At 61.0% G+C, this 20,216-nt stretch carries 17 protein-coding genes; 10 read left to right on the top strand and 7 right to left on the bottom strand.

Translation table 11 applies throughout. The annotated features are described in order from the left end of the window. The first annotated feature begins 51 nt into the window (after window positions 1–51). The 3 genes from NKJ18_RS03295 to NKJ18_RS03285 all read left to right on the top strand — a co-directional run bounded on the left by NKJ18_RS03295 (window position 52) and on the right by NKJ18_RS03285 (window position 7,699). A complete protein-coding gene (locus NKJ18_RS03295) occupies window positions 52–1,845 on the top strand; it encodes a PAS domain S-box protein (protein ID WP_352521459.1) in 1,794 nt (597 codons plus the stop codon). Between the two features lie 192 nt (window positions 1,846–2,037). Then, on the top strand, window positions 2,038–2,331 hold the full coding sequence (locus NKJ18_RS03290; protein ID WP_023704064.1) for a hypothetical protein: 294 nt from the start codon (window positions 2,038–2,040) through the stop codon (window positions 2,329–2,331). 319 nt (window positions 2,332–2,650) lie between these two features. Beyond that, the gene (locus NKJ18_RS03285; RefSeq protein ID WP_352757796.1) at window positions 2,651–7,699 is read left to right on the top strand and encodes an autotransporter outer membrane beta-barrel domain-containing protein; all 5,049 of its coding nucleotides are present in this window, start codon (window positions 2,651–2,653) and stop codon (window positions 7,697–7,699) included. A gap of 162 nt (window positions 7,700–7,861) precedes the next feature. Here NKJ18_RS03285 and NKJ18_RS03280 read toward each other — a convergent pair whose 3' ends face one another. The 5 genes from NKJ18_RS03280 to NKJ18_RS03260 form a co-directional block, all read right to left on the bottom strand. Continuing rightward, the gene (locus NKJ18_RS03280) at window positions 7,862–9,094 is read right to left on the bottom strand and encodes a MalY/PatB family protein (RefSeq protein ID WP_050591263.1); all 1,233 of its coding nucleotides are present in this window, start codon (window positions 9,092–9,094) and stop codon (window positions 7,862–7,864) included. Window positions 9,095–9,143: 49 nt separating this feature from the next. After that, window positions 9,144–10,268, bottom strand: a complete 1,125-nt coding sequence (locus NKJ18_RS03275; RefSeq protein ID WP_502882036.1) for an amino acid ABC transporter permease — start codon at window positions 10,266–10,268, stop codon at window positions 9,144–9,146. A gap of 18 nt (window positions 10,269–10,286) precedes the next feature. Beyond that, window positions 10,287–11,474, bottom strand: a complete 1,188-nt coding sequence (locus tag NKJ18_RS03270) for an amino acid ABC transporter permease (protein ID WP_352757795.1) — start codon at window positions 11,472–11,474, stop codon at window positions 10,287–10,289. A 170-nt stretch (window positions 11,475–11,644) separates the two neighbouring features. Beyond that, window positions 11,645–12,658: an amino acid ABC transporter substrate-binding protein gene (locus NKJ18_RS03265; RefSeq protein WP_023686475.1), complete on the bottom strand. Its 1,014-nt coding sequence runs from the start codon at window positions 12,656–12,658 to the stop codon at window positions 11,645–11,647. A gap of 152 nt (window positions 12,659–12,810) precedes the next feature. Beyond that, window positions 12,811–13,773 carry a LysR family transcriptional regulator gene (locus NKJ18_RS03260; protein ID WP_352757794.1) on the bottom strand — a complete coding sequence of 321 codons (963 nt, stop codon included), beginning with the start codon at window positions 13,771–13,773 and terminating at the stop codon, window positions 12,811–12,813. Window positions 13,774–14,162: 389 nt separating this feature from the next. Here NKJ18_RS03260 and NKJ18_RS03255 point away from each other — a divergent pair, with 389 nt between their 5' ends. Next, window positions 14,163–15,605: a site-specific integrase gene (locus tag NKJ18_RS03255; RefSeq protein ID WP_050589206.1), complete on the top strand. Its 1,443-nt coding sequence runs from the start codon at window positions 14,163–14,165 to the stop codon at window positions 15,603–15,605. On the opposite strand, the gene NKJ18_RS03250 is transcribed toward NKJ18_RS03255, so the two are convergent. Together NKJ18_RS03250 and NKJ18_RS03245 are read right to left on the bottom strand one after the other, a co-directional pair. Then, window positions 15,514–16,032, bottom strand: coding sequence for a DUF4145 domain-containing protein (locus NKJ18_RS03250; protein ID WP_031237723.1), 519 nt, complete (start codon window positions 16,030–16,032; stop codon window positions 15,514–15,516). The genes NKJ18_RS03255 and NKJ18_RS03250 overlap by 92 nt on opposite strands. Then, window positions 16,032–16,655, bottom strand: a complete 624-nt coding sequence (locus NKJ18_RS03245) for a DUF5343 domain-containing protein (RefSeq protein WP_352757793.1) — start codon at window positions 16,653–16,655, stop codon at window positions 16,032–16,034. The genes NKJ18_RS03250 and NKJ18_RS03245 overlap by 1 nt, the downstream gene beginning before the upstream one ends. Window positions 16,656–16,942: 287 nt before the next feature. On the opposite strand from NKJ18_RS03245, the gene NKJ18_RS03240 reads away from it, so the two are divergent. The 6 genes from NKJ18_RS03240 (at window position 16,943) to NKJ18_RS03215 (ending at window position 20,186) form a co-directional block, all read left to right on the top strand. Continuing rightward, window positions 16,943–17,536 carry a recombinase family protein gene (locus tag NKJ18_RS03240; RefSeq protein ID WP_023728457.1) on the top strand — a complete coding sequence of 198 codons (594 nt, stop codon included), beginning with the start codon at window positions 16,943–16,945 and terminating at the stop codon, window positions 17,534–17,536. After that, window positions 17,533–18,057 carry a hypothetical protein gene (locus tag NKJ18_RS03235; RefSeq protein ID WP_023728456.1) on the top strand — a complete coding sequence of 175 codons (525 nt, stop codon included), beginning with the start codon at window positions 17,533–17,535 and terminating at the stop codon, window positions 18,055–18,057. The genes NKJ18_RS03240 and NKJ18_RS03235 overlap by 4 nt, the downstream gene beginning before the upstream one ends. Before the next feature lie 246 nt (window positions 18,058–18,303). Continuing rightward, window positions 18,304–19,086 (top strand): ParB/RepB/Spo0J family partition protein, encoded by a 783-nt coding sequence (locus NKJ18_RS03230; protein ID WP_023728455.1) that lies wholly within the window; start codon window positions 18,304–18,306, stop codon window positions 19,084–19,086. Window positions 19,087–19,188: 102 nt separating this feature from the next. Next, entirely contained in the window at window positions 19,189–19,398 is a 210-nt protein-coding gene (locus tag NKJ18_RS03225) for a hypothetical protein (RefSeq protein ID WP_023728454.1), read from the top strand. Next, complete coding sequence (locus NKJ18_RS03220) at window positions 19,391–19,813, top strand: hypothetical protein (RefSeq protein WP_023728453.1); 423 nt, start codon at window positions 19,391–19,393, stop codon at window positions 19,811–19,813. Before NKJ18_RS03225 ends, NKJ18_RS03220 begins: the two co-directional genes overlap by 8 nt. Further along, the gene (locus NKJ18_RS03215; RefSeq protein WP_352757792.1) at window positions 19,803–20,186 is read left to right on the top strand and encodes a hypothetical protein; all 384 of its coding nucleotides are present in this window, start codon (window positions 19,803–19,805) and stop codon (window positions 20,184–20,186) included. Before NKJ18_RS03220 ends, NKJ18_RS03215 begins: the two co-directional genes overlap by 11 nt. Window positions 20,187–20,216: the final 30 nt, after the last annotated feature.

Raw genomic sequence — 20,216 nt, 5'->3', positions numbered from 1 at the left:
CAACTGATCCAAGCCGCATTATATTTGGTTGGACTGGACAAGGTGTTTGGGATGCATGAAGCAACACAGGCGAATGTTGTCGCCTTCGAAAACCCGGGGGTGTCCAGCAATGACGGTCTGGATTTCGATTACAAGGATTTCTTCGAAAACGGCGCCGTTGCCCTCCATCTGGTGAACGCAGACGGCGTAATCGTGCATGCCAACCAGGCTGAGCTCGACCTTCTCGGCTATCCCGCAGAGGACTACCTCGGTTGCCACATCGCCGAGTTCTATCCCGACCGGGACGTCATAGAGGACATTTTGGGTCGCCTTGCCAATGGCGAGAAGATCGTAAGATATCCGGCGCGATTGAGGGCCAGCGATGGATCGATCAAGCACGTCGAAGTCACCTCAAGCGGACATTTCCGGGACGGCAAGCTGATCAACACCCGGTGCTTCACGGTCGATGTAACCGACTTGGTGCACACCCGCTCGGAGCTCAGGCAGCATGACAGTACCTATCACCAGATACTCGACGGCCTACCCGTCGCCATCTACACGACCGATCAGGATGGGACGATCACCTACTACAACCGCGCCGCGGCCGATCTGGCAGGCAGGGAGCCTGAGGTCGGCAAGGATAAATGGTGTGTGACGTTCAAGCTGTTCAGTGCCGACGGCAAGGAATTGCCGCACGATGAATGCCCGATGGCCATCGCGCTCAAGGAGAACAGGCCGGTCCGCAATCAGCAAGCTGTTGCGCAGCGTCCCGATGGATCGTTTTTTCCGTTCCTGCCCTACCCGACACCGCTGCGGGACGAGCACGGCGCTCTGATTGGCGCCGTCAACATGCTGCTGGACCTGACGGACCGCCAGCGTGCCGAAGAAACCAGGCAGCACCTGTCAGCGATCGTGGAATCCTCATTTGACGCGATCGTCAGCAAGGATCTCAACACCATCATAAAAAGCTGGAACCACGGCGCCGAACGGCTTTTCGGCTATACCGCCGACGAAGCGATTGGCCGGTCGGTGACCATGCTGATCCCCGAAGACCATCAGGACGAGGAACCCCGCATCCTCCAACGCATTCGCCGCGGCGAGCGCGTCGAACCATTCGAAACGACCCGCCTGCGCAAGGATGGCAGCCTGGTTCCGGTTTCGCTGACGATATCGCCCGTGCGTAACGCAACCGGGCAGATCACCGGCGCATCGAAGATAGCGCGAGACATCACGTCGGCGAAGGAGAATGAATACCGCATCCGCATGCTGATGCGCGAGGTCAACCACCGGGTGAAAAACCAGTATTCGGTCATCCTGTCGATGATCCGGGAGACCAACAAGCGATCGGAGACGCCAAAACACTTTGAAACCCAGGTGCGCGAGCGCATCATGGCGTTGTCGCGATCTCACGACCTGCTTGTTTCGGCGGATTGGAAGGGTGCCACGATCAGCGACCTCTTGGCGGCCCAGGTCGAGCCTTTCCCGCGGGGGGATGTGATCGAAATGTCGGGCCCATCATTGGTGCTCAGTCCCAACGCAGTTCAGTATCTCGGGATTGCCTTCCACGAACTGGCGACCAACTCGGCCAAATACGGCGTGCTCTCAGGGGACAAGGGCCGGATTTCGGTCACATGGGGCATCACCGGTTCCGGTGCTTCGAGGCTCTTTCACCTCACCTGGGCCGAATCCGATGGTCCGCAGGTTCAGACTGTCGGACAAGGTGGCTTTGGAACCGTGGTGCTGAAGCGGGTCGCGCCCGCAGCGGTTAGTGGGCAGGGAATTCTCGAACACGGTCCGCATGGCATAACATGGAGCTTGGAAGCGCCTTTGGCTTCCGTGGCAGCTTCTGCCGTCCATGAAGCTTAGAAGCACGAAGCAGCCCGGCGACGAGCATTCGTCAATTGGAAGCCCTTGATGCGGCCTTTGCCGAGCGAAAACCCCGTTTCCGCTAAAGATCGCCAGAGCCATTGCTAAAGTCGACAGAGCAAATCACCGGCAGAGGGCGCATTTCGTTGCACGGAACGGGACAGGACCGGCGTAGCCAGAGGCGAGGTAACTATGGACATCGACGAGTTCCGTGCGACCCTTCAGGGTGTAGAGCCCCCGGCGAATCTTGGGATGGCGCTCCACGCTCTATGGTGGGATAGACAGGGCGATTGGGAGCGGGCGCATGAGTGTGTGCAGGCCAACGAATCTGATCCGGCCTCTGTATGGGTTCATGCCTATCTGCACCGCAAAGAAGGCGACCTTTCTAATGCAGCCTACTGGTACCGCCGCGCCGGGCAGCCTGTGGCAACTGGCAAGCTAGACGCAGAGTGGGAGTCGATTACAGAATCACTTCTTGCAGGATAGTGAGGGTCGCCCAAGGGGCAGCCTAGCGCCTCATCGCCCCCGTAGAGGCGAAACTCACCTCCGCCCGATGGGATCGGCTGGGCCCAGGAGGTCCGAACGTTTCCGCATAAATTCATGCAGCGAGATTGTTCTCGCGATTCCGTAAGGTCTCTGTTTAATAAGCTATATCTAATATTGACTATTTTCTGTCGCTCAAAAGTCGCAGACTTCATTTTACTGATCACCGTTAGCTTCTTGGTAGCTCTCACGACTATAAACTTCTTGCGGGCGAATAGCTTTCATGCTGCCTTCGCGCACTCAGGAATCAGGGAGCTTAGGCATGGCGGAGCGGATTGCGCGTGATGGGTTTTGGGTTTTGCATCTCGCGCGCTTGCCGCAAGTCGTGTCGCTTCGCTCCGGCACTTCCGCCTTGACGATCCTAACTGTTGCCCTTGCGCTGAGCGCCGCGCCAGCTCGGGCCGATGGCGGCAATGGCAGCAGCGCAGGCGCTGGACAAGGTGGCGTTGACGGCGCGCTCGCGAGTGCCACGGGTCAGAATGCCGCCAATGGCGCGACCGCTGGTGGCGGTGGTGGCGGCATTGACCTCACGACGGGTGACGGGGCGCCAGGAGGATCGGGAGCGGTAAGTGGGACAGCCAACAACCCAAATGGCGTTGCCGGTGCCACTGGTGCTACGGGTCTGGTCATCTCGACAGACGGGACCATTGCAACCAGCATCAGCGGCGGGGCCGGCGCTTTGGGCTCCCCTGGCACGAATGGCGTCGTCAGGAGCGGCGGCGGTGGCGGTGGCGGTGTGGGCGTCAGTGCCACGGCCGACGTTACAGTCACTGGCACAGGATCGGTGAGTGGTGGCACTGGCGGCCGAGGTGGGACCAATGGCAACAGCGGCAGCGGTGGCGGCGGCGTCGGCATATTCTCGTCCGCAAACGTGTTTGTAGAGGCGGGCGGCAGCGTTACCGGCGGCACGAGTCTTTCCACAATTGGGGTCCAAGCAGGTGCTGGCGGCGGCGCAGCTGCCATCGTCCTGATGGGCGGCGGGACAATCCAGAACAGCGGGAATCTGCTCGGGGGTGCCGGTGGAAGAACAGTTCTCGGCGGCGGTGGGGACGGTGGCGCCGCTGTTCTGCTGCTTTCAGGTGGAACCGTCATCAACAAGCTAGGTGCGACGATCGTTGGCGGCAGTGGCGGTCAGGGCTCCTTGGCAGGCGGCGATGGCGCCGCAGGGATCAAGGGCGCCAACATCGCGGTCATCAATGCGGGTACGATCAGCGGCGGTGCCGTCGGCACCGGTGGCGGAACGCCGGCAGCCGGCAAAGCCATCCAGTTCACCGGCGGTGTCAATTCGCTGGAGATTCAGGCCGGCTCCACCATCACAGGCAATGTGGTCGCTTTCAGCGCCGCGGATACATTCAAGCTGGGTGGCGATATCAGCGCCAGTTTCGGTGTGTCGCAGATCGGCGCTGGCGCCAAATATGACGGGTTTGGGTTCTACGAGAAAACCGGAAACAGCATCTGGACCCTAACGGGGACGACAACTGCCGTCACGCCTTGGACCTTGTCCGGCGGGACCCTGCAAATTTCGAGTGACAACAATCTGGGCGCCCTCTCGGGCGGCTTGACCTTCGACGGCGGCACGTTGCGCACGACCACCAGCTTCGCCACCAATCGCAATGTCCTGATCAATTCGACCGGCGGGTTCGACACGGTGGCAGGCACGCAGTTGGACGTGTCAGGCCAGGTGACCGGCACCGGCACACTGGTCAAGAGCGGCGCCGGCACGCTCAACGTCAGCAATTTGTCCAACAACTATACGGGTGGCAACATCGTCAATGCAGGAACGCTTGCCGGCAACACCGTGGCGATCCGTGGCGACATCCTGGACAACGGCGCTGTCTCGTTTCTCGACCTCGGCCCCCACACCTTCGGCGGAAATATCTCCGGCTCGGGCAGCGTCGACATCGAAGGCTTCGGCACGCTGACGCTGACCGGTGCCAACACCCACAGCGGCGGCACCAAGGTCGGGACCGGCAAAAGCATCTCGGTCGCGTCGGACCAGAATCTGGGTGCCGCGACGGGCCTGCTGACACTCGACGGCGGCGAACTCGGCACGACAGCAAGCTTCGCCATGAGCCGCGATGTCAACCTCACTTCCGCCTATGGCTACTTCCGCGCGGCGGCGGGTACGACGCTGACCGCCAATGGCGAGCTGAGCGGCGTGGGCGGCGTCTACAAGGAGGGCGCCGGCACCCTGGTGCTCAAGGGCGACAGTACCTATTCCGGCCGCACCACCGTCGACAGCGGCAAGCTTATCGTCGAGGGCTCGCTCGGCAGCACCGAAACGACGGTAAACAGCGGCGGCACGCTGGGCGGCTCCGGCTCGATCGGCGGCGCGGTGATCGTCGCCGATGGCGGTGTGCTGGCGCCGGGGTCCAGCCCTGGCACGCTTACGGTCGGATCGCTCAGCCTGAGCTCAGGTTCTATGCTCGACTACGAGCTCGGCCAGGCGGGCATTGTCGGCGGCGGTGTCAACGACCTGATCGAGGTGACCGGCGCGCTGACGCTGGACGGCAGCCTCAACATCACCGATGTCGGCGGCTTCGGGCCTGGCGTCTACCGGCTCATCAATTATGGCGGCGCCCTCACCGACAATGGTCTCGAGCTCGGCAATCTGCCGGCCGGTGTCACGGCCGCCGACCTGACGGTGCAGACCTCCGTCGCCAACCAGGTCAATCTCGTCAGCAGCGTCGGCACCGACTTGCTCTTCTGGGATGGTGACGCGGCCGGCAACGCCAACAATGATCTGGTCGACGGCGGCAACGGCACGTGGACGGCGACAAGCCTGAACTGGACGACGAGCACCGGCCTGGTAACTGGCGCGATGAAGCCGCAGCCCGGCTTCGCCATCTTCCAGACGCTCGGCGGCACCGTCATCGCCGACGGCAGCGCCGGCGCGCTTGCGATTACGGGAATGCAATTCGCCGCCGATGGCTACGGCATCGAAGGCGACGCCATCACGCTTGATGGCGCTGGCGGCGAGAGCATCATTCGGGTCGGCGACGGCACGGTGGCCGGAGCAGGTTACACCGCCACCATCGCCTCCGTGCTAACCGGGACCAGCAGCCTGACCAAGACCGATGCGGGCACGCTGGTGCTGTCCGGCGCCAACACCTACACGGGCGGCACCTCCGTCCTGGGCGGCGTGCTATCTGTTTCAGCCGACAACAATCTTGGCGTTGCCGCTGGCGGCCTGACGCTCTCCGGCGGGACGCTGCGCAACACAGCGGCGTTCAGCTCGGCGCGCGACGTCACGCTTTCGTCGGCCGGCGGCACCTTCGACACTGTGGCCGACCTGACCTTGTCCGGTGCGATCTCTGGCGCTGGCAGCCTTGCCAAGACCGGCGCCGGCACGCTGACGCTTACGGGAACGAACAGCTATGGCGGCAACACGTTGGTCAGCGCTGGCACGCTGGTCGGCGATGCAACCTCGATTCGTGGCGACATCGGCAATTCCGGCACTGTCGTGTTCGACCAGGCGGCGGACGCCAGCTTCGCCGGCGATATCTCCGGCACCGGCGCAATGATGAAGGATGGCGCCGGCGTGCTGACGCTGTCAGGCACGTCGCTGCTGGACTGGACCGTCAATCAAGGCGGCCTCGTCTCGGCAGCCGAGCGCTTCGGTGGCGATGTCGCGATCGGCGCCGGCGCCTCCTTCACATTCGACCAAGTCGCCTCCGCCAGCTATGCCGGCGTGCTCTCGGGCGCCGGTACGTTCATCAAGGACGGCCAAGGCACGCTGCTGCTCGCGTTGGACAACTCAGGCTTTACCGGCGCCACTACGGTCAGCGGCGGCACCCTTGCCGCGGGCGCTGCGAACGCGTTCAGTTCCTCCTCGCAGTTTTCCGTCGCCTCGGGCGCCACGCTCGATCTTGCCGGCACGTCCCAGACGATTGCGGGGCTGAGCAACGCCGGAACGGTGCGCATCGCGGGTGGCGACCCAGGCGACACACTTACCGTCAGCGGCGACTATATCGGCAATGGCGGCGCCGTCATCCTCAACACGGCGCTCGGTGGTGACGGTTCGCCGACCAATATGCTGGTGATCGCCGGCAACACGTCAGGGACTGGTACCCTTCAGGTCGTCAATTTCGGCGGGTCGGGCGCCCAAACGGTCGGAGGCATCAAGATCGTCGACGTCGGCGGCGCCTCGAACGGCAGCTTCTCGCTCGACGGCAATTATACCTTCGAAGGCGATGCAGCGGTCGTCGCGGGCGCCTACGCATACAGGCTCTACAAGAACGGCGTCAGCACACCGGCCGATGGCGATTGGTATCTGCGCTCGGCCCTGGTCAACGGCGATCCCGATCCGCAGCCGCTCTATTCGCCCGGCGTGCCGCTGTACGAGGCCTATGAAGGGGTGCTGCAGGCGTTCAATGAACTGGGCACCATGCAGCAACGCATTGGCAATCGGTCGTGGGGCGAGGGTGCTACGCCGCAAGGTGCGGACCTGCCAGGCCAGGGCTCGGTCGACGGCAAGGCGATATGGGCGCGCATCGAAGCTGCCCATGCCGAGATCAAGCCGGAGACGTCGACCTCCGGCACGAACTATGACGTGACCACCTGGAAGCTGCAGGCCGGCGTCGATGGCCTGCTGCACGAAAGCGACGCCGGTACCCTGATCGGAGGGATTACGGCCCACTACGGAACCGCGTCGTCGGACGTCTCCTCGATCTTCGGGGCAGGGTCGATCGCTGCCACCGGCTACGGCGTCGGCAGCACGCTCACCTGGTTCGGCAGCGGTGGCTTCTACGTCGACGCGCAGGCCGAGGCGACATGGTATGACAGTGACATCCGGTCGGCCACGCTGGGCACCACGCTTGCGGACGGCAACAACGGTTTCGGCTACGGGCTGAGCGTGGAGACCGGACAGACGATCGCCCTCAACGGCAACTGGTCGCTGACGCCGCAGGCCCAGCTTGCCTATTCCTCGGTCGACTTCGACGCGTTCACCGACCCGTTTGGCGCCGTCGTGTCGCCCGGCAGCAGCAACAGTCTCGTCGGCCGCCTCGGCCTCTCCGCGGACTATGAAGACCAGTGGGTGGACGATGCGGGGCAAGTCAGCCGCACGCACATTTACGGGCTCGGCAACCTTTACTACGACTTCCTCGACGGAAATGATGTCGATGTGTCTGGCACGAAACTGGTCAGCGAAAATCAGGCGCTGTGGGGCGGTGTCGGCCTTGGTGGCTCGCTGAGCTGGGCGGACGGTCGCTACGCCGTCTTCGGAGAAGGGACAGCGCGGACAAGCCTCAAGGATTTTGGCGATAGCCACGCCCTGGGCGCCAAGCTCGGGTTCGCTGTGAAATGGTAGCGGCGATCAAGCTGGACATGTCGACCTTGGCTTGAGGGTCGTGTCCGGCACGGCTATGGAATCCGGACTTGCGGGCCACCCGGCTCGTCGGCCCTCGGACGTTTCCTTACCGGCTGCCGGCATCAAGTACCAGGCTCGAATCCGAAGCACCCTGGCGCTCGATCACAGGGATGCCAGCGCGCTGGACATGCGCTCCAGCCCTTGGCGCAACAGGGGACGCGGGCAGCCGACATTCAGGCGAATGAAGCCTTCGCCGCCAGGCCCATAGACGCGGCCGTCATAGAGATTAACCCCGGCCCGATCGACAAAGAATTTCTGAATTCCACCCACTCGGCCATCGAGCGCGCACGCGTCCAACCACACCAGAAACGATGCGTCGGGCCGCATGGGCGTGATGCCTGGAAGGTGTTCACCGGCGAACTCGCAAACCAGATCGATGTTGCCGGCGATGTAGCGCGTGAGTTGGTCGAGCCACGGCGCGCCACTGCTGTAAGCAACCTCCAGGGCCAGGCGGCCGAAAAAGTTCGCATTCACCATGAATGACGCCTGCATTGCGGCAAGAAGCGCCTCGCGGCGCTTTTTGCTGGCTACCGAAATCGTTGCCGAAGGAACCCCGGCAAGATTGAAAGTCTTCGTTGGAGCGGTGCAGATGAACGATTTCTCCGCAGCATCTTCCGAGATGGAGGAGAAGACGATGTGGGGGCGATCCGACAACCTTATGTCGCAGTGAATGTCGTCCGATATGACCAGGATGCCATGGCGCTCGCAGACGTCGTTGAGCGCCGCCAATTCTTCGCGTGTCCAGGCCATTCCGGCAGGGTTGTGAGGATTGCACAGCAGGAATGCCTTGGCACCGCCGGCCGCCAGTTTCTCGAAATCCTCCAGATCGAGTTCATATCTGTTGTTCCGCAGCCTCAGCCGGTTCGTAAGCAGAACCCGCCCGTTTCCCTGAACAACTTCGAAATAGGGCGAGTACACGGGCGACTGCACAATGACGCCGTCACCGGGCTTGGTGAAGGTTCGCAGTATCGCAGCCACCGACGGCATAATCGCCGGCGCGGGAAGCAAGGTCTCCAGTTTCGGCGACCAGTTGTGCCGGTGCGCGAACCACGATTGCACGATCTCATAGTGGCGCGGATCGCGGCGTGTGTAGCCGTAAATGCCATGCTCCGCGGCCTCGCGCAGTCGCGCGATGACGGTTTCCGGAGCGCGGAAATCCATATCCGCCGTCCACAGCGACAGCAGGTCCTGGCCCTCGACCTGAGGAGAGAACTCGTCCCACTGGTTGGCCCATTTGACGGATCCGAACTGCTGACGGTCGTGGATCTGGTCGAAATCTATTCCCGCGATATGTCGTTGCCCAAGCGCCGATGCGGGCGTGTCTGCACAAGCCATTTGATGGTCACCTTGCCGCGGGCATTGCTTGTGGCATCATCAGCGCCTCCTAGGATTTGTGGCCACGCGCCAATTGGCGCTCCATAGATTGCGAGTAACGCGACATGCCGAAGCAAAAGCTCCAGTAGACCAACCCCGCAAAGAGGTAGCCGGTTGATGAGATCGTCGGGCCTGCCCAGTTCGGATCGACGCGCGCCGTTTCAACGGCCTTCAGGAAATCCGCGATGCCGACGATGGCGACCAGAGTCGTGTCTTTGAACAGACCGATGAAGGTCGAGACGATGCTCGGTATGACGATCGTCAACGCCTGAGGGAGGACGATCAGGCGCATCATGTCGAAGTAGCCGATCCCGAGCGCCTTGGCCGCTTCGTGTTGGCCCTTCGGGATCGCCTGAAGGCCGGCTCTCACGACCTCGGCCATATAGACGGACGAGAACAACGCTATCGCGATGAGCGGGCGCAACAGTCGATCAGGCGTCAGATAATCCGGGACGAAGAGCGGCATCATGAAGTTCGCCATGAACAACACTGTGATAAACGGCACGCCGCGGACGACTTCGATGAACGTGACGCAAACCGTCTTGACGAAAGGGAGTTCCGACCTGCGTCCAAGCGCCAGGACAACCCCGATCGGAAGCGAGAAGACGATACCCACGATCGACATCAGCAACGTGATCAAGAGACCGCCCCAGAGCGTCGTATCGATGACAGGCAAATGAAGCCAGGCAACGCCGCGCACGAGAACGAACGCGGCCACGGGGTAGACGAGGAAGAACAGCAACGCCGCCACTTTGCGCCGCGGAGCCTTCGTCCACAGGAGCCAAACGATGAGGATGGCGCCGATCGCCTGCGCAAGGTCCACGCGCCACCGCTCGGAAACCGGATACGCGCCGTATCGCAGGTAGTCGAACTTCTCGGCGATGAAAGGCCAGCAAGCCCCCTGGCTGTTCGCACGGCAAGCTTCATGGCCGCCGCTCCAGACCGCGTTGAAGATCGCAAAGCTCAGGAAGTGATGCAGCAGCCACGTGGCGAGGAGGACAAAGCATATTGTCAGCGCGCCTGAAGACGGCGTCGAAAACAGGTTCTTTTTCATCCAGCTCACTGGACCCGGTCGAACGTCCGCGGGAGGCGCCATGGCTGGTATGAGCGCGCTGATCACAATTGGCGAACGCATGGACTGATCGCTCATCCGTCACCTTTCAACAATTGCAAAATGTTGGTTGCACGCGTTCATGACCAACGACGTGGCAAGGGAGATGACGAGATAGACCGACAGAGTAATCGCCATGACCTGGACGGCGGCTCCGGTCTGATTGAGCACCGTGCCGGCAAAGATCTGAACGAGGTCGGGATAGCCGATGAACACGGCAAGCGACGAGTTCTTGATGAGGTTGAGATACTGGCTTGTCAAAGGGGGAATGATGATGCGCAGCGCCTGGGGAACGACGACCAGACGAAGCGTCTTGCCCGGCGCCAGCCCCAACGCATGCGCAGCCTCGGTCTGGCCCTTTTGCACTGCCTGGATTCCACCTCGCACGATCTCGGCGATGTATGAACCGGTGTAGACCGACAGACCGATCAGGAGAGCGGCAAACTCCGGATAGAGCTGATGCCCGCCTTGAAAATTGAAACCCCGCAGCTGCGGAGCGACGAACGAGACCGGCTCGCCAGCCGCCAGGAAAAGGACCAACGGAAATCCTGTCAAGATCGCCAGACTGACCAGAAGCACCGGCAGCTGCTTGCCCGTCCGTCTCTGGACGCTCCTGGCGCGAAACCAGAATGCAACGCAGCAGGAAATGGCCGCAACGAATGCCAGGCCCACCAGACCCGCTCCCGGATGCAAATGAATCTCCGGAACGATGAGGCCGCGATTGTTGAGGTAGATGCCGCCGGGAATGGCGATGGACGCCTTCGGCGAGGGCAACGGCTTGAGGACGGCGTTGTACCAGAACAGCAGCTGCAGCAATAACGGAACATTGCGCACAAGCTCGACATAGGCGGTCGCCACCTTCGAAACGATCCAGTTCGGCGACAGGCGGGCAACGCCGATGACGAAGCCAAGCAAGGTCGCAAACAGGATTGCGAGGACACTGACGTAGAGGGTGTTGACCACTCCCACCCAGAACGCCTGACCGTAGCTGGACAATGCATCGTACGGTATCAGGGTTTGATTGATGTCGAAGCCGGCAGACTCATTCCAAAAGTCGAATGAGAGCGGAATCCCCCGGACCCGCATATTCGATGCAGTCTGCATGCCGATGCCCAGGGCCAAGGCCAGCAGGCAGCCGGCGAGCAAGAGCTGGTAGAAGATGCCCCGCACCTTCGTATCGTGCAGCGACAACCTCCTGCGCGACGGCGCGGGAAGCGACAAATGGGACATGGGCTGTTCCTATCGGGTCCGTGCAAGGCGCTGACGGTAACACGCCAGCGCCTTGCAACCATGCCTTTGCCTAAAGCGCGTCGCCATTGAACGGACTCAGGCGACGCGCTTTAGGGTCTTCGTTATGCATGTCGTGTCTCAAAACCGGGGCCATTTTTGAGCGACATGCGTTAGCGGATCGGCGGAGCGTATTGAACGCCGCCTTGGTTCCAGAGCGCGTTCATGCCGCGCTCCATTTTCAGCGGCGAATCCTTGCCGACATTGCGATCAAACACTTCGCCGTAATTGCCGACCTGCTTGATCACCTCGACCGGCCAGTTATCGCCGAGCCCGATGTCCTTGCCTATGCTGCCGTCCACGCCAAGCAAGCGGCGGATGCTGGGGTTGTCCGACGATTTCATGGCATCGACGTTCTTGGAGGTGACCCCGTATTCCTCCGCGGCCACCATGACGTAGAGCGTCCACTTCGCCACATTGAGCCACTGGTCGTCACCCTGCCGCACGGCCGGGCCAAGCGGCTCCTTGGAGATCAGCTCGGGAAGAACAATGCTGTCGTCCGGCTTGGCCATGCGAAGCCGCGACGCGTTCAAGGTGGAGGTGTCTGCGGACAAGACGTCGCAACGTCCCTCCTCATAAGCCTTCACTACAGCTTCCTCGTCTGCGAAACCAACCGTCGTGTACTTGATCGACTGCGAGCGAAAATAATCGGCAAGGTTCAACTCGGTCGTGGTGCCCTGGGTGACGCATATCGATGCGCCGTCAAGTCCCTTGGCTGACGTGATATTGTCCGCCTTGCGCACCATGAACCCCTGGCCGTCATAGAAATACGTGCCGGCAAACAGTATGCCTAGCGACGTATCGCGGGACGATGTCCAGGTTGCGTTGTGGGCGAGAATGTCGATCTCTCCCGACTGCAAGGCGGTGAAGCGATCCTTTGGCGTCAATGGGATGAACTTGACCTTTTGCGCGTCCCCGAGCACGGCAGCGGCCACGGCGCGACAATAATCGACGACAAATCCGGTCCATTTGCCTTCATTGTCGGGAAGGCTGAAGCCAGCCGTGGCCGAATTCGTGCCACAGGTCAGCACGCCATTTTTCTTGACATTATCGAGGGTTGCGGACCACGCCGAGGAGGCGGTGCACGCGATGGCGAGGGCAAGTAGGCCCTTGAACGTTGATCTCATTTCGGCATTCCCCTGTTATTGTTGAAGGGAATGTGCTCTCCAGCCCAAGTATTCGTCAAATCGATTGTTCTCATGGTGAAAATGAGCGCTGCTCATAGTTGCGAAGCACTCCCAGCTGAAAAGCGGTTGAGTGGTGAAGCAGCGCGCGCGACCTATTTTACGGCCGACCCCGGTGCTCCGACGGTGCCTTGGTGTCTCTTGCTCCGCGATTCGTTGTAGATTCCCACGATGATTTCCCGGAGCCACCTGGTTCCCGGGTCATTCGCCATCTGGCGGTGAACAATAAGCCAGGCATTCACATTCGCTATCGGAAGGGGTGGCGGGACCAACGTCACCTCACTCCTCTCATCCAGCATTTTTTTCCGGATGGCATCACCGCAATGGGTAATCAGTTCAGTGCCGCGAAGCGCCCAGGGCAGCACCGGATAGTTCGAGATGGTCGCAACGACATTGCGGCGAAGACCCATCTGTTTGAGGGCGGCATCCGCGAGGCCTTCCGCCAGGCCATCTGCGGAAATCTGGAGGTGGGAACTGGCCAGATAGGTTTCCAGCGTCATTGCGCTTCTGGCGATCTTGCTTCCGCTCCACACTGCGCAAAACAATCGGTCCTGGCCAAGCTCCACCTTCAAGAGACCTGGGTCGTCGCGTATCGCTGCTCCCGTCAGCGCGCAGTCAACTTGTCTCAGATAGACCGATGAACCGATTTCGGGTCCGTTTGCGGGAATGACGTTCAGCGTCGCGCCAGGAGCTTGCCTGGAAAATTCTCGAATGAGGCCCGGGATGAAAACCATGGCATGATAATCTGTAAGTCCAACGCGAAAGTTGCGCCGCGTCGTTGCTGGATTGAAGATCTGATGCCGGTCGATCGATGCGCGGATCGTTGCGAGTGCGGCGGAAATATTCGACAGCAGCTCAACTGCCCGGGGAGTTGGCCGCATCTCGCCGCCATCTCTGGTGAACAATTCATCCTGCAATAGATACCGAAGCTTCGACAGGGAGTGGCTTACAGCGGATTGTGTTCTGCCCAATTCGGTAGCCGCCCGCGTGACGCTCCTTTCCCGCATCATCACGTCAAAGACCCGCAATAGATTGAGGTCGATATCGTTATAATTCATGGAATTACCTCATCTGCGACCTGAGACCGCACCAGGCGGCACTAACGCGTTGGTTGCGACGGTGACAGATGGGGCACGAAGAGTGAAGACAGAGGTCCGGCTACGCCTTTGAAACTCTGGCGGTTGAACAGGTGACGGCGACCGCCGGATCGCTCCGCGGCATTTCTGCGCCTGGCTTGGCGAGCAAGCCGGCAATCCGCCATGAACCCAGGGCGAGCATGTGAAGCAAAGTCAGCCGCACCCGCTGGGGTGGGAAATCGCAGGCGGTTTCAAGGGCTTGATAGTGGCGGAGAGAGCGGGATTAGACGCCAAACAGCCGTATGCCCTTGAAATAGTTGATTATGCTTGGTAATCGCCCCTTGGAATTGGTCTAAGTGGATGGTCTAAGCATGGCAGGTTTCAAGGGCAGAGCGCGGCGGCACCTCTCGCTGAGGGGGCGAACGTGGTGGTTCAAGATGGCGATACCGGAGGCGGCTCGCCATGAGTTCAAGCGCCGCACGGCCATCGTGGAAAGCCTCGAAACCGGGGACATCCGGGTTGCAATGGAAAGGCGAGACGCGAGAGAGCGGACAGCCCTCGACCTATTCAAGGCCATCAAGGCCGGGGAAGCGGTGACACCGGAGCAGATCGACGCGACCTCGCGGGGTGCCATCGTTCGGGAAGCGATCAAAACCCTTCAAGATGCAGGAGATACCGACGCGCTGCACGACGCTGTGAGCGCCGCCGAGGACGAGCGTGACCATTACAGGGGCAAGGAACGGAAGCTGTTCGATGCTGCCGTGTCTGGGAAGGTGCCCGTCGATCAGCACCTTGAGGCATACCTGAAGGAGGCCAAGCTCGCCGATAAGACCACCGCTGAGTGGCGAGGACTGGTCAAGCGGTTTGCCCGATGGTGCGCCGAGAAGGCCCTCAGGCTGGCCGACATCGACCGCAAGAACGCGGGCCGGTACGTCTCGGAGGAGATCGCCGAGATGCACCCGAAGACCGCCAAGAAGCACCTTTCGGCGGTGCGGGGTTATTGGGACTATCTGGCGCGGCGCGGCCTCGTCGACACCGAGCAGAGCGGCAATCCATGGGACCGCCAGCTACAGCCCCAGCGGCGCAAGAAGGGCTCTGCCGAGGCCACGCAGGGGGAACGACCATTCACCCCGAAGGAATTGAACGCGGTGCTGTATGGTGAGCAGCTCGACAGTGGCGACAGGGAGGCGGGACAATTCGACCACCAGCTTCAGGACGCGGCGTTGATCGGGGCGCTGTCTGGAATGCGCCTGGAGGAGATCGTGACGCTTCGGGTCGGGCAATGCGCCGGGGGATGGTTCGACATACGGGACGCGAAGACACAGGCCGGGGTGCGGCGGGTGCCGATACACTCGGGGCTGACCAAGCTGGTCGGGAGCCGGACGAAGGACAAGAAGCCCGGGGATTGGCTGTTCCATGAATTGGCCAACGAACGGGACGCGGCGGCGGTGACGACCAAACGGTTCACGCGCTACCGGGTGGCTTGTGGTGTCGACGACAAGCGGGACGGCAGGCGCAGGAGCTTGGTCAACTTCCATTCGTTCCGGCGCTGGTTCGTCTCTCAGGCAGAACAGGCGGGCATACCTGAGACAACCGTGGCGGCTGTTGTCGGGCACGTCGAGGGACGCAAGTCGATCACCTTCGGGGTTTACTCGGGAGGACCGAGCGATGAACAGAAGGTGGCGTGCGTGAAGGCCGTGAAGTTGCCGCCGCCCGGGAGCGCTATTTCGACAGCGCGGCAAGGAATAGAAGCTCTTGCACCACAACTCGAATTTCAGGCAGCAACTGTTGCACGTCCGAAACCTGAGCAATGAACCTACGACTGTGGGCGGACTTGTCACCGACGTCCTTGAGACGCGGCAGTGCTGCTTTGCAGTTTCGTCCGAGGTTCCACGTCTGCTCCTTCAACGCCTTCTCGATCATGTCACGAAGAAACAGGAAATCCCCGGATGGTCCCTTGATCCGATCAGCGATTTTGTGTGCCTCGAACGCCTCGATGATCAGGGTCTCAAGTAGTCGCCTAATCATTACCGCGCTCGCGTCGTACCAGCCATGCTCGTAAGTGCCGTTGATTTGGTTCGCCACCTTCTCGATGTAGCCCCGAGTGCCCCTAACAAGTGACATCGGCACGACAAGCTGGCGTTCTGACGGGAGGCCGGTCTCGGGCGGTCCCAAAACAGCGTCAATCTCGCTTGTAATGCCCTTCGCAAGCCGGATCGAATTGGTGACGTCGGCAGCCATTAAGAGGCAGTTCCGTATAGGTGCTTTGCCATACTCGAAAAGACCTTGTCGATCTGTTCGAGGGAGGCATCGGATGAGATGTGGACCTGAATGTCGATGTGAAGGGAGGGCGAAGCCGGGTTGGGCCGCTGAAGTTGCGCCGGGGCGGCGGAAGCAGGCTGGCGCTTTGCCGGTGTATCATGGCCGGGGTGGTCTTGAGGCTCAGCCGCGTCCTCAAAATCGGCCTCCTCAACGAGCGTTTTGAACGTGCTTACGGTCTTGGAGATTGCCTGCTTTCCCACCGACGAACTTGAGGCGAAGACATTTTCCAGTTCCGCATTGCTTCTTTTGTTGGCATCCGGGTAGACGGCAAATAGTTCGGAATAGCCAGACTTAATTCCTCCCCCTAAGACCGAACGATGCTTAGATGTTCGGTACTCGGACCACTTGGGTGTGGGGACGGCATGGCCGTCGATCAGGCCGGCAACGCGCAAGACGGGGATCAGCGTTCCATCGTTGCTGGAATTGAACCCAATCCCCTTGAGCCACTTCTGAGTAACCTTTGAGGGGACACCCGCTCCTCTGATTTTTGTCAGAAGGGTTTTGATTTTTCCCGGTACTGTCGTGTAAACAATGTCAACCATTCATCCCTCCGTCCCATCTTGTTTGCACAGTTCTCTTTAACTCAGAAGACTGCAAGCAGGGATGATCACAATCCCCCGGGAATATTTGGTAGAAAAATGTGCGCGGGAGATCGGATAACTGGCACGCGCCAGGACCCCCCGTCCCCCCTTCGGTTCGATTACACCGCCGGGAGGCTGCCCGCTGGTGGAGTGAACAAAGGTATTCTTTTTCTCACAGCGCCGTTGACATGTGAACTTAGCGTGAGGTAATGGTCGTGAACATTGGCTCTTAGGAGATAGTTCACATCATGGCAATCGTTGGTTACGCCCGGGTCAGCACGACCGACCAGAACACAGCAGTCCAGATCGACCAGTTAAAGGCGGCAGGGGTGACCGATGACCACCTGTTTCAAGACCGGCTGTCAGGGCTAGACAATGACAGGCCGAAGCTGGCCGAGGCGCTGAGGTTCGTTCGGAAGGGTGACACGCTGGTGGTCAGCAAGGTCGACCGACTGGCGAGATCAGCGGCGCACCTCCACCAGATTGTGGAAGACCTCGACAAGCGGGGGGTCGGGTTCCGGGTGCTGAACGACCCGTCGCTCGATACGACCAATCCGCATGGCAAGCTGATGTTTGGCATCCTCGCCAGCATCGCAGAGTTTGAGACCGCCCTCAGGAAGGAGCGGCAGATGGAAGGCATCGCCAAGGCGAAGGCCCGAGGGGACCACCTTGGCAGGCCCAAGACGGTGACCCAAGAGATTGAACAGAGAGTACGTGGCATGAGGGCGGAGGGAGCATCCCTGAGGGCCATTGCCGCCGCCGTGGGATACTCCACAGCGACCGTGCAGAGCGTGCTCAAGGAAACAGCCTCAGCGGCAATAGCACAGGAGAGAATGCAGTGACGAAGGGAAGGAAGTTCCTTGGCGGTAAGTCAGGGCGCTATGAATACGCCGGACCGAAGCGGTTCCAGGCGGGATGGGAGCATGACGGCTGGGACTTCAAGGATGTCGTGAAAGCCAAGTTCCCAAAGACCGGAGAGGAAAGCCGCGCGGTGAAACGCGAGCGGATACGCAAGGCGCTCCGTTATTGGGCACGTGGGCAACTTCGGGCATGGCGCGCCGACTGGGAAGTCTACAAGCCGATGATGGTCGAGATTGACGAGATGGTGAAGGCCAAGCGGTCGGCGGGTGCCATCCAGATCATGGTGATGGAGCGAGTAATGGCGCGGAGCTTCTCGGCGGGAACCTCCGAGTATCAGACATGGGATGGAAGACAGCCGGGGATGGGCGATAGCATCGATGAAATAGAGGACCATTTCCTCCCAGAAAGCAGGCCAGATGAAGGGAAATACGTTCAGAAGAGCAAGGAAGAATTGGACGACGAACTGCAGGAAATCTTCAGGGATGCTCAGATGGGCCGATAGAGGTTACTTGGGCGGATAAGCCCCACCTGTTCGGAAAGAAACACCCTCTCCTCACGGCTTCTCACCTACCGATCTGTCAAGCGTTCTCCCGCTGCCTGCTCTGTTCCCTTCCGGGGTCGTGGCGCGCGGTGGCTGTGGCCGGTCGGTAGATGTGAGGCCGTGTGTGCCCCTATCTGTCCTCCCCTTTTGGACTGGACGGTTCAGGGTGGCGGGTTCCCTCATACAACAACAATCTGAAAGGTGAACATGATCACAGGAGCGGCTGAGGCATTGGCCGGCCTCATAGAACTATCAGGGTCCCGCCAGGACAACCTCAGCAGGCCCGACAGATTGCCGCTTGGTGGCGTGAGGGTGCTGCCAGACCTATTCCAGCCACGCGGCGGGATGGATGAGCGGCATCTATCCGACCTTGTGAAGCTCCTCAGGAGCCGGAAGGACCTCGACCCGGTGACCGTGATGGTTGCCGGGGACGGCTATGTCCTGATCGACGGGCACCACCGGCACGAAGCGTACCAGCGGGTGGGCAATGACAGCATCCCCACGGTGTACTTCGAGGGAACCCCCGAGGAGGCCGTTCTGGAGGCAGGCAAAGCGAACGCCAAGGCCAAGCTGCCGATGTCCTCCAGTGAGCGGCAGGACTTCGCATGGCGGCTTGTCGTGCTGGACCGATACAGCAAGGCCGAGGTTGCGGAGGCGTCGGGGACCTCGACGTCACAGGTGGCCACCATGAGGAAAGCCAAGAAGGCATTGGGGGTGGTGGACGCCGGGAACTACGTGACGTGGTTCAAGGCGAGGAAAGCGGCGGAAGGGAAAGACATGAACGGGGTGGACGGATTGGACCCTGAAGAATGGAAGCAACAGGTAGCAGATCGGTTTGCCGATACGCTTGCGAAGACGTTCTCGGGGCGACTGTTACGAGACCCCGAGATTGCCGCTATGGCCCTCGCTACGTACTTCGGAAGGCGGCTTCCTGAGGTGGTCGGGGAACTGCAAGGGTTCCTGCCCAAGGAGACCGACGAGGAGTTCTAAGGGACCCTCAAGTGTACAAACACTACGGTGTACAGATTGTACAGGCTGGACCCTGAGAGGCCCGGCCACAGCATCAACACGACAGCAGAAAGGACCTGAGAAATGCAGGACGAAGCAACGCGCCGGCAGTGGCGTGAACACAAGCGCAAATGGCGTGAGGCGAACCGAGAGCGCAACCGGGAAATCGACAATGCGGCCTATTACCGGAACCGCGACACCATCAACCAGAAGCGGAAAGACATGCGGACGCTGTTCGCTGAGTGGCGGAAGGAAGTCAGGGCCAAGGCGGAAGGCAGTCAGGCCAATGGCTGAGGCCATCCGCAAGATCACGTCGGCAATCCGCGTTGTCGAGACAGACCGTGAGTGGATCATTCAGGCGGTCGAGACCAAGCGGACCCGCAGGCGCGGCACCAGCCCGACCGGCGAATGGACCAGCCGCGCGTACATCACCAGCCGTTCGATGCTGAACATGGAACTGAAGCGGCTGGTCGGCAAAGACGCGGAAAAGGCCGGTCTCGGCGGGAATGTCGAACAGGACGCGCTGGATTGGCTGAACGGGTTGCCGGTTCGGCATCCGTCGCGCGACTGCCCCACGGTACTGGACATGCTGGAGGCATCAACAGCCGGCAGCGAGCATGGCGAAACGTTCCACGACCATCTGCCGCTAATCGTGAAGCACGGGCCGCTAACGTGGCGCAACGACCGGAATGCCCGCTTTGACCCTTGACGACATCAGGCGGCGGGACTGGGTGGCGACCTATCCCACGCGGGAAGCGGCTCTGGCTCTGGTCGAATGGATCAAGGCCGACGACTGGGAGACCGTGTCGCAACTCGACCGCAGGCTGCTGGGGATCGGCATCGAATGGACCCAGAGCTTCAACACGGCTGCTGAACGATGCTTTGAAGTCTATGGCTATCCCGAGCTTGAGGCTGTGGCAGTCGCACGGCGTATTGCCGAGATGTCTGTGAGACCCACAGCGCCGCGTGGAAGGGTCGCCGGAGGCAGCGATGGTCTTACCGGAGCAACTGCCCCAACCGGCCTTAGCGCGCGTCCTGAAGGCCCGCAGACGATGACCTTTGGGTTCACGCCAAGGCGCTGACCCAGCCACCACCAAGACCGACATACCGCA

The organism is Mesorhizobium sp. M0217 (assembly GCF_040321955.1).
Classification (GTDB): domain Bacteria; phylum Pseudomonadota; class Alphaproteobacteria; order Rhizobiales; family Rhizobiaceae; genus Mesorhizobium.
Note: the sequence above shows the minus strand (reverse complement) of the source record. Positions and strands in the feature narration are given on the sequence as shown.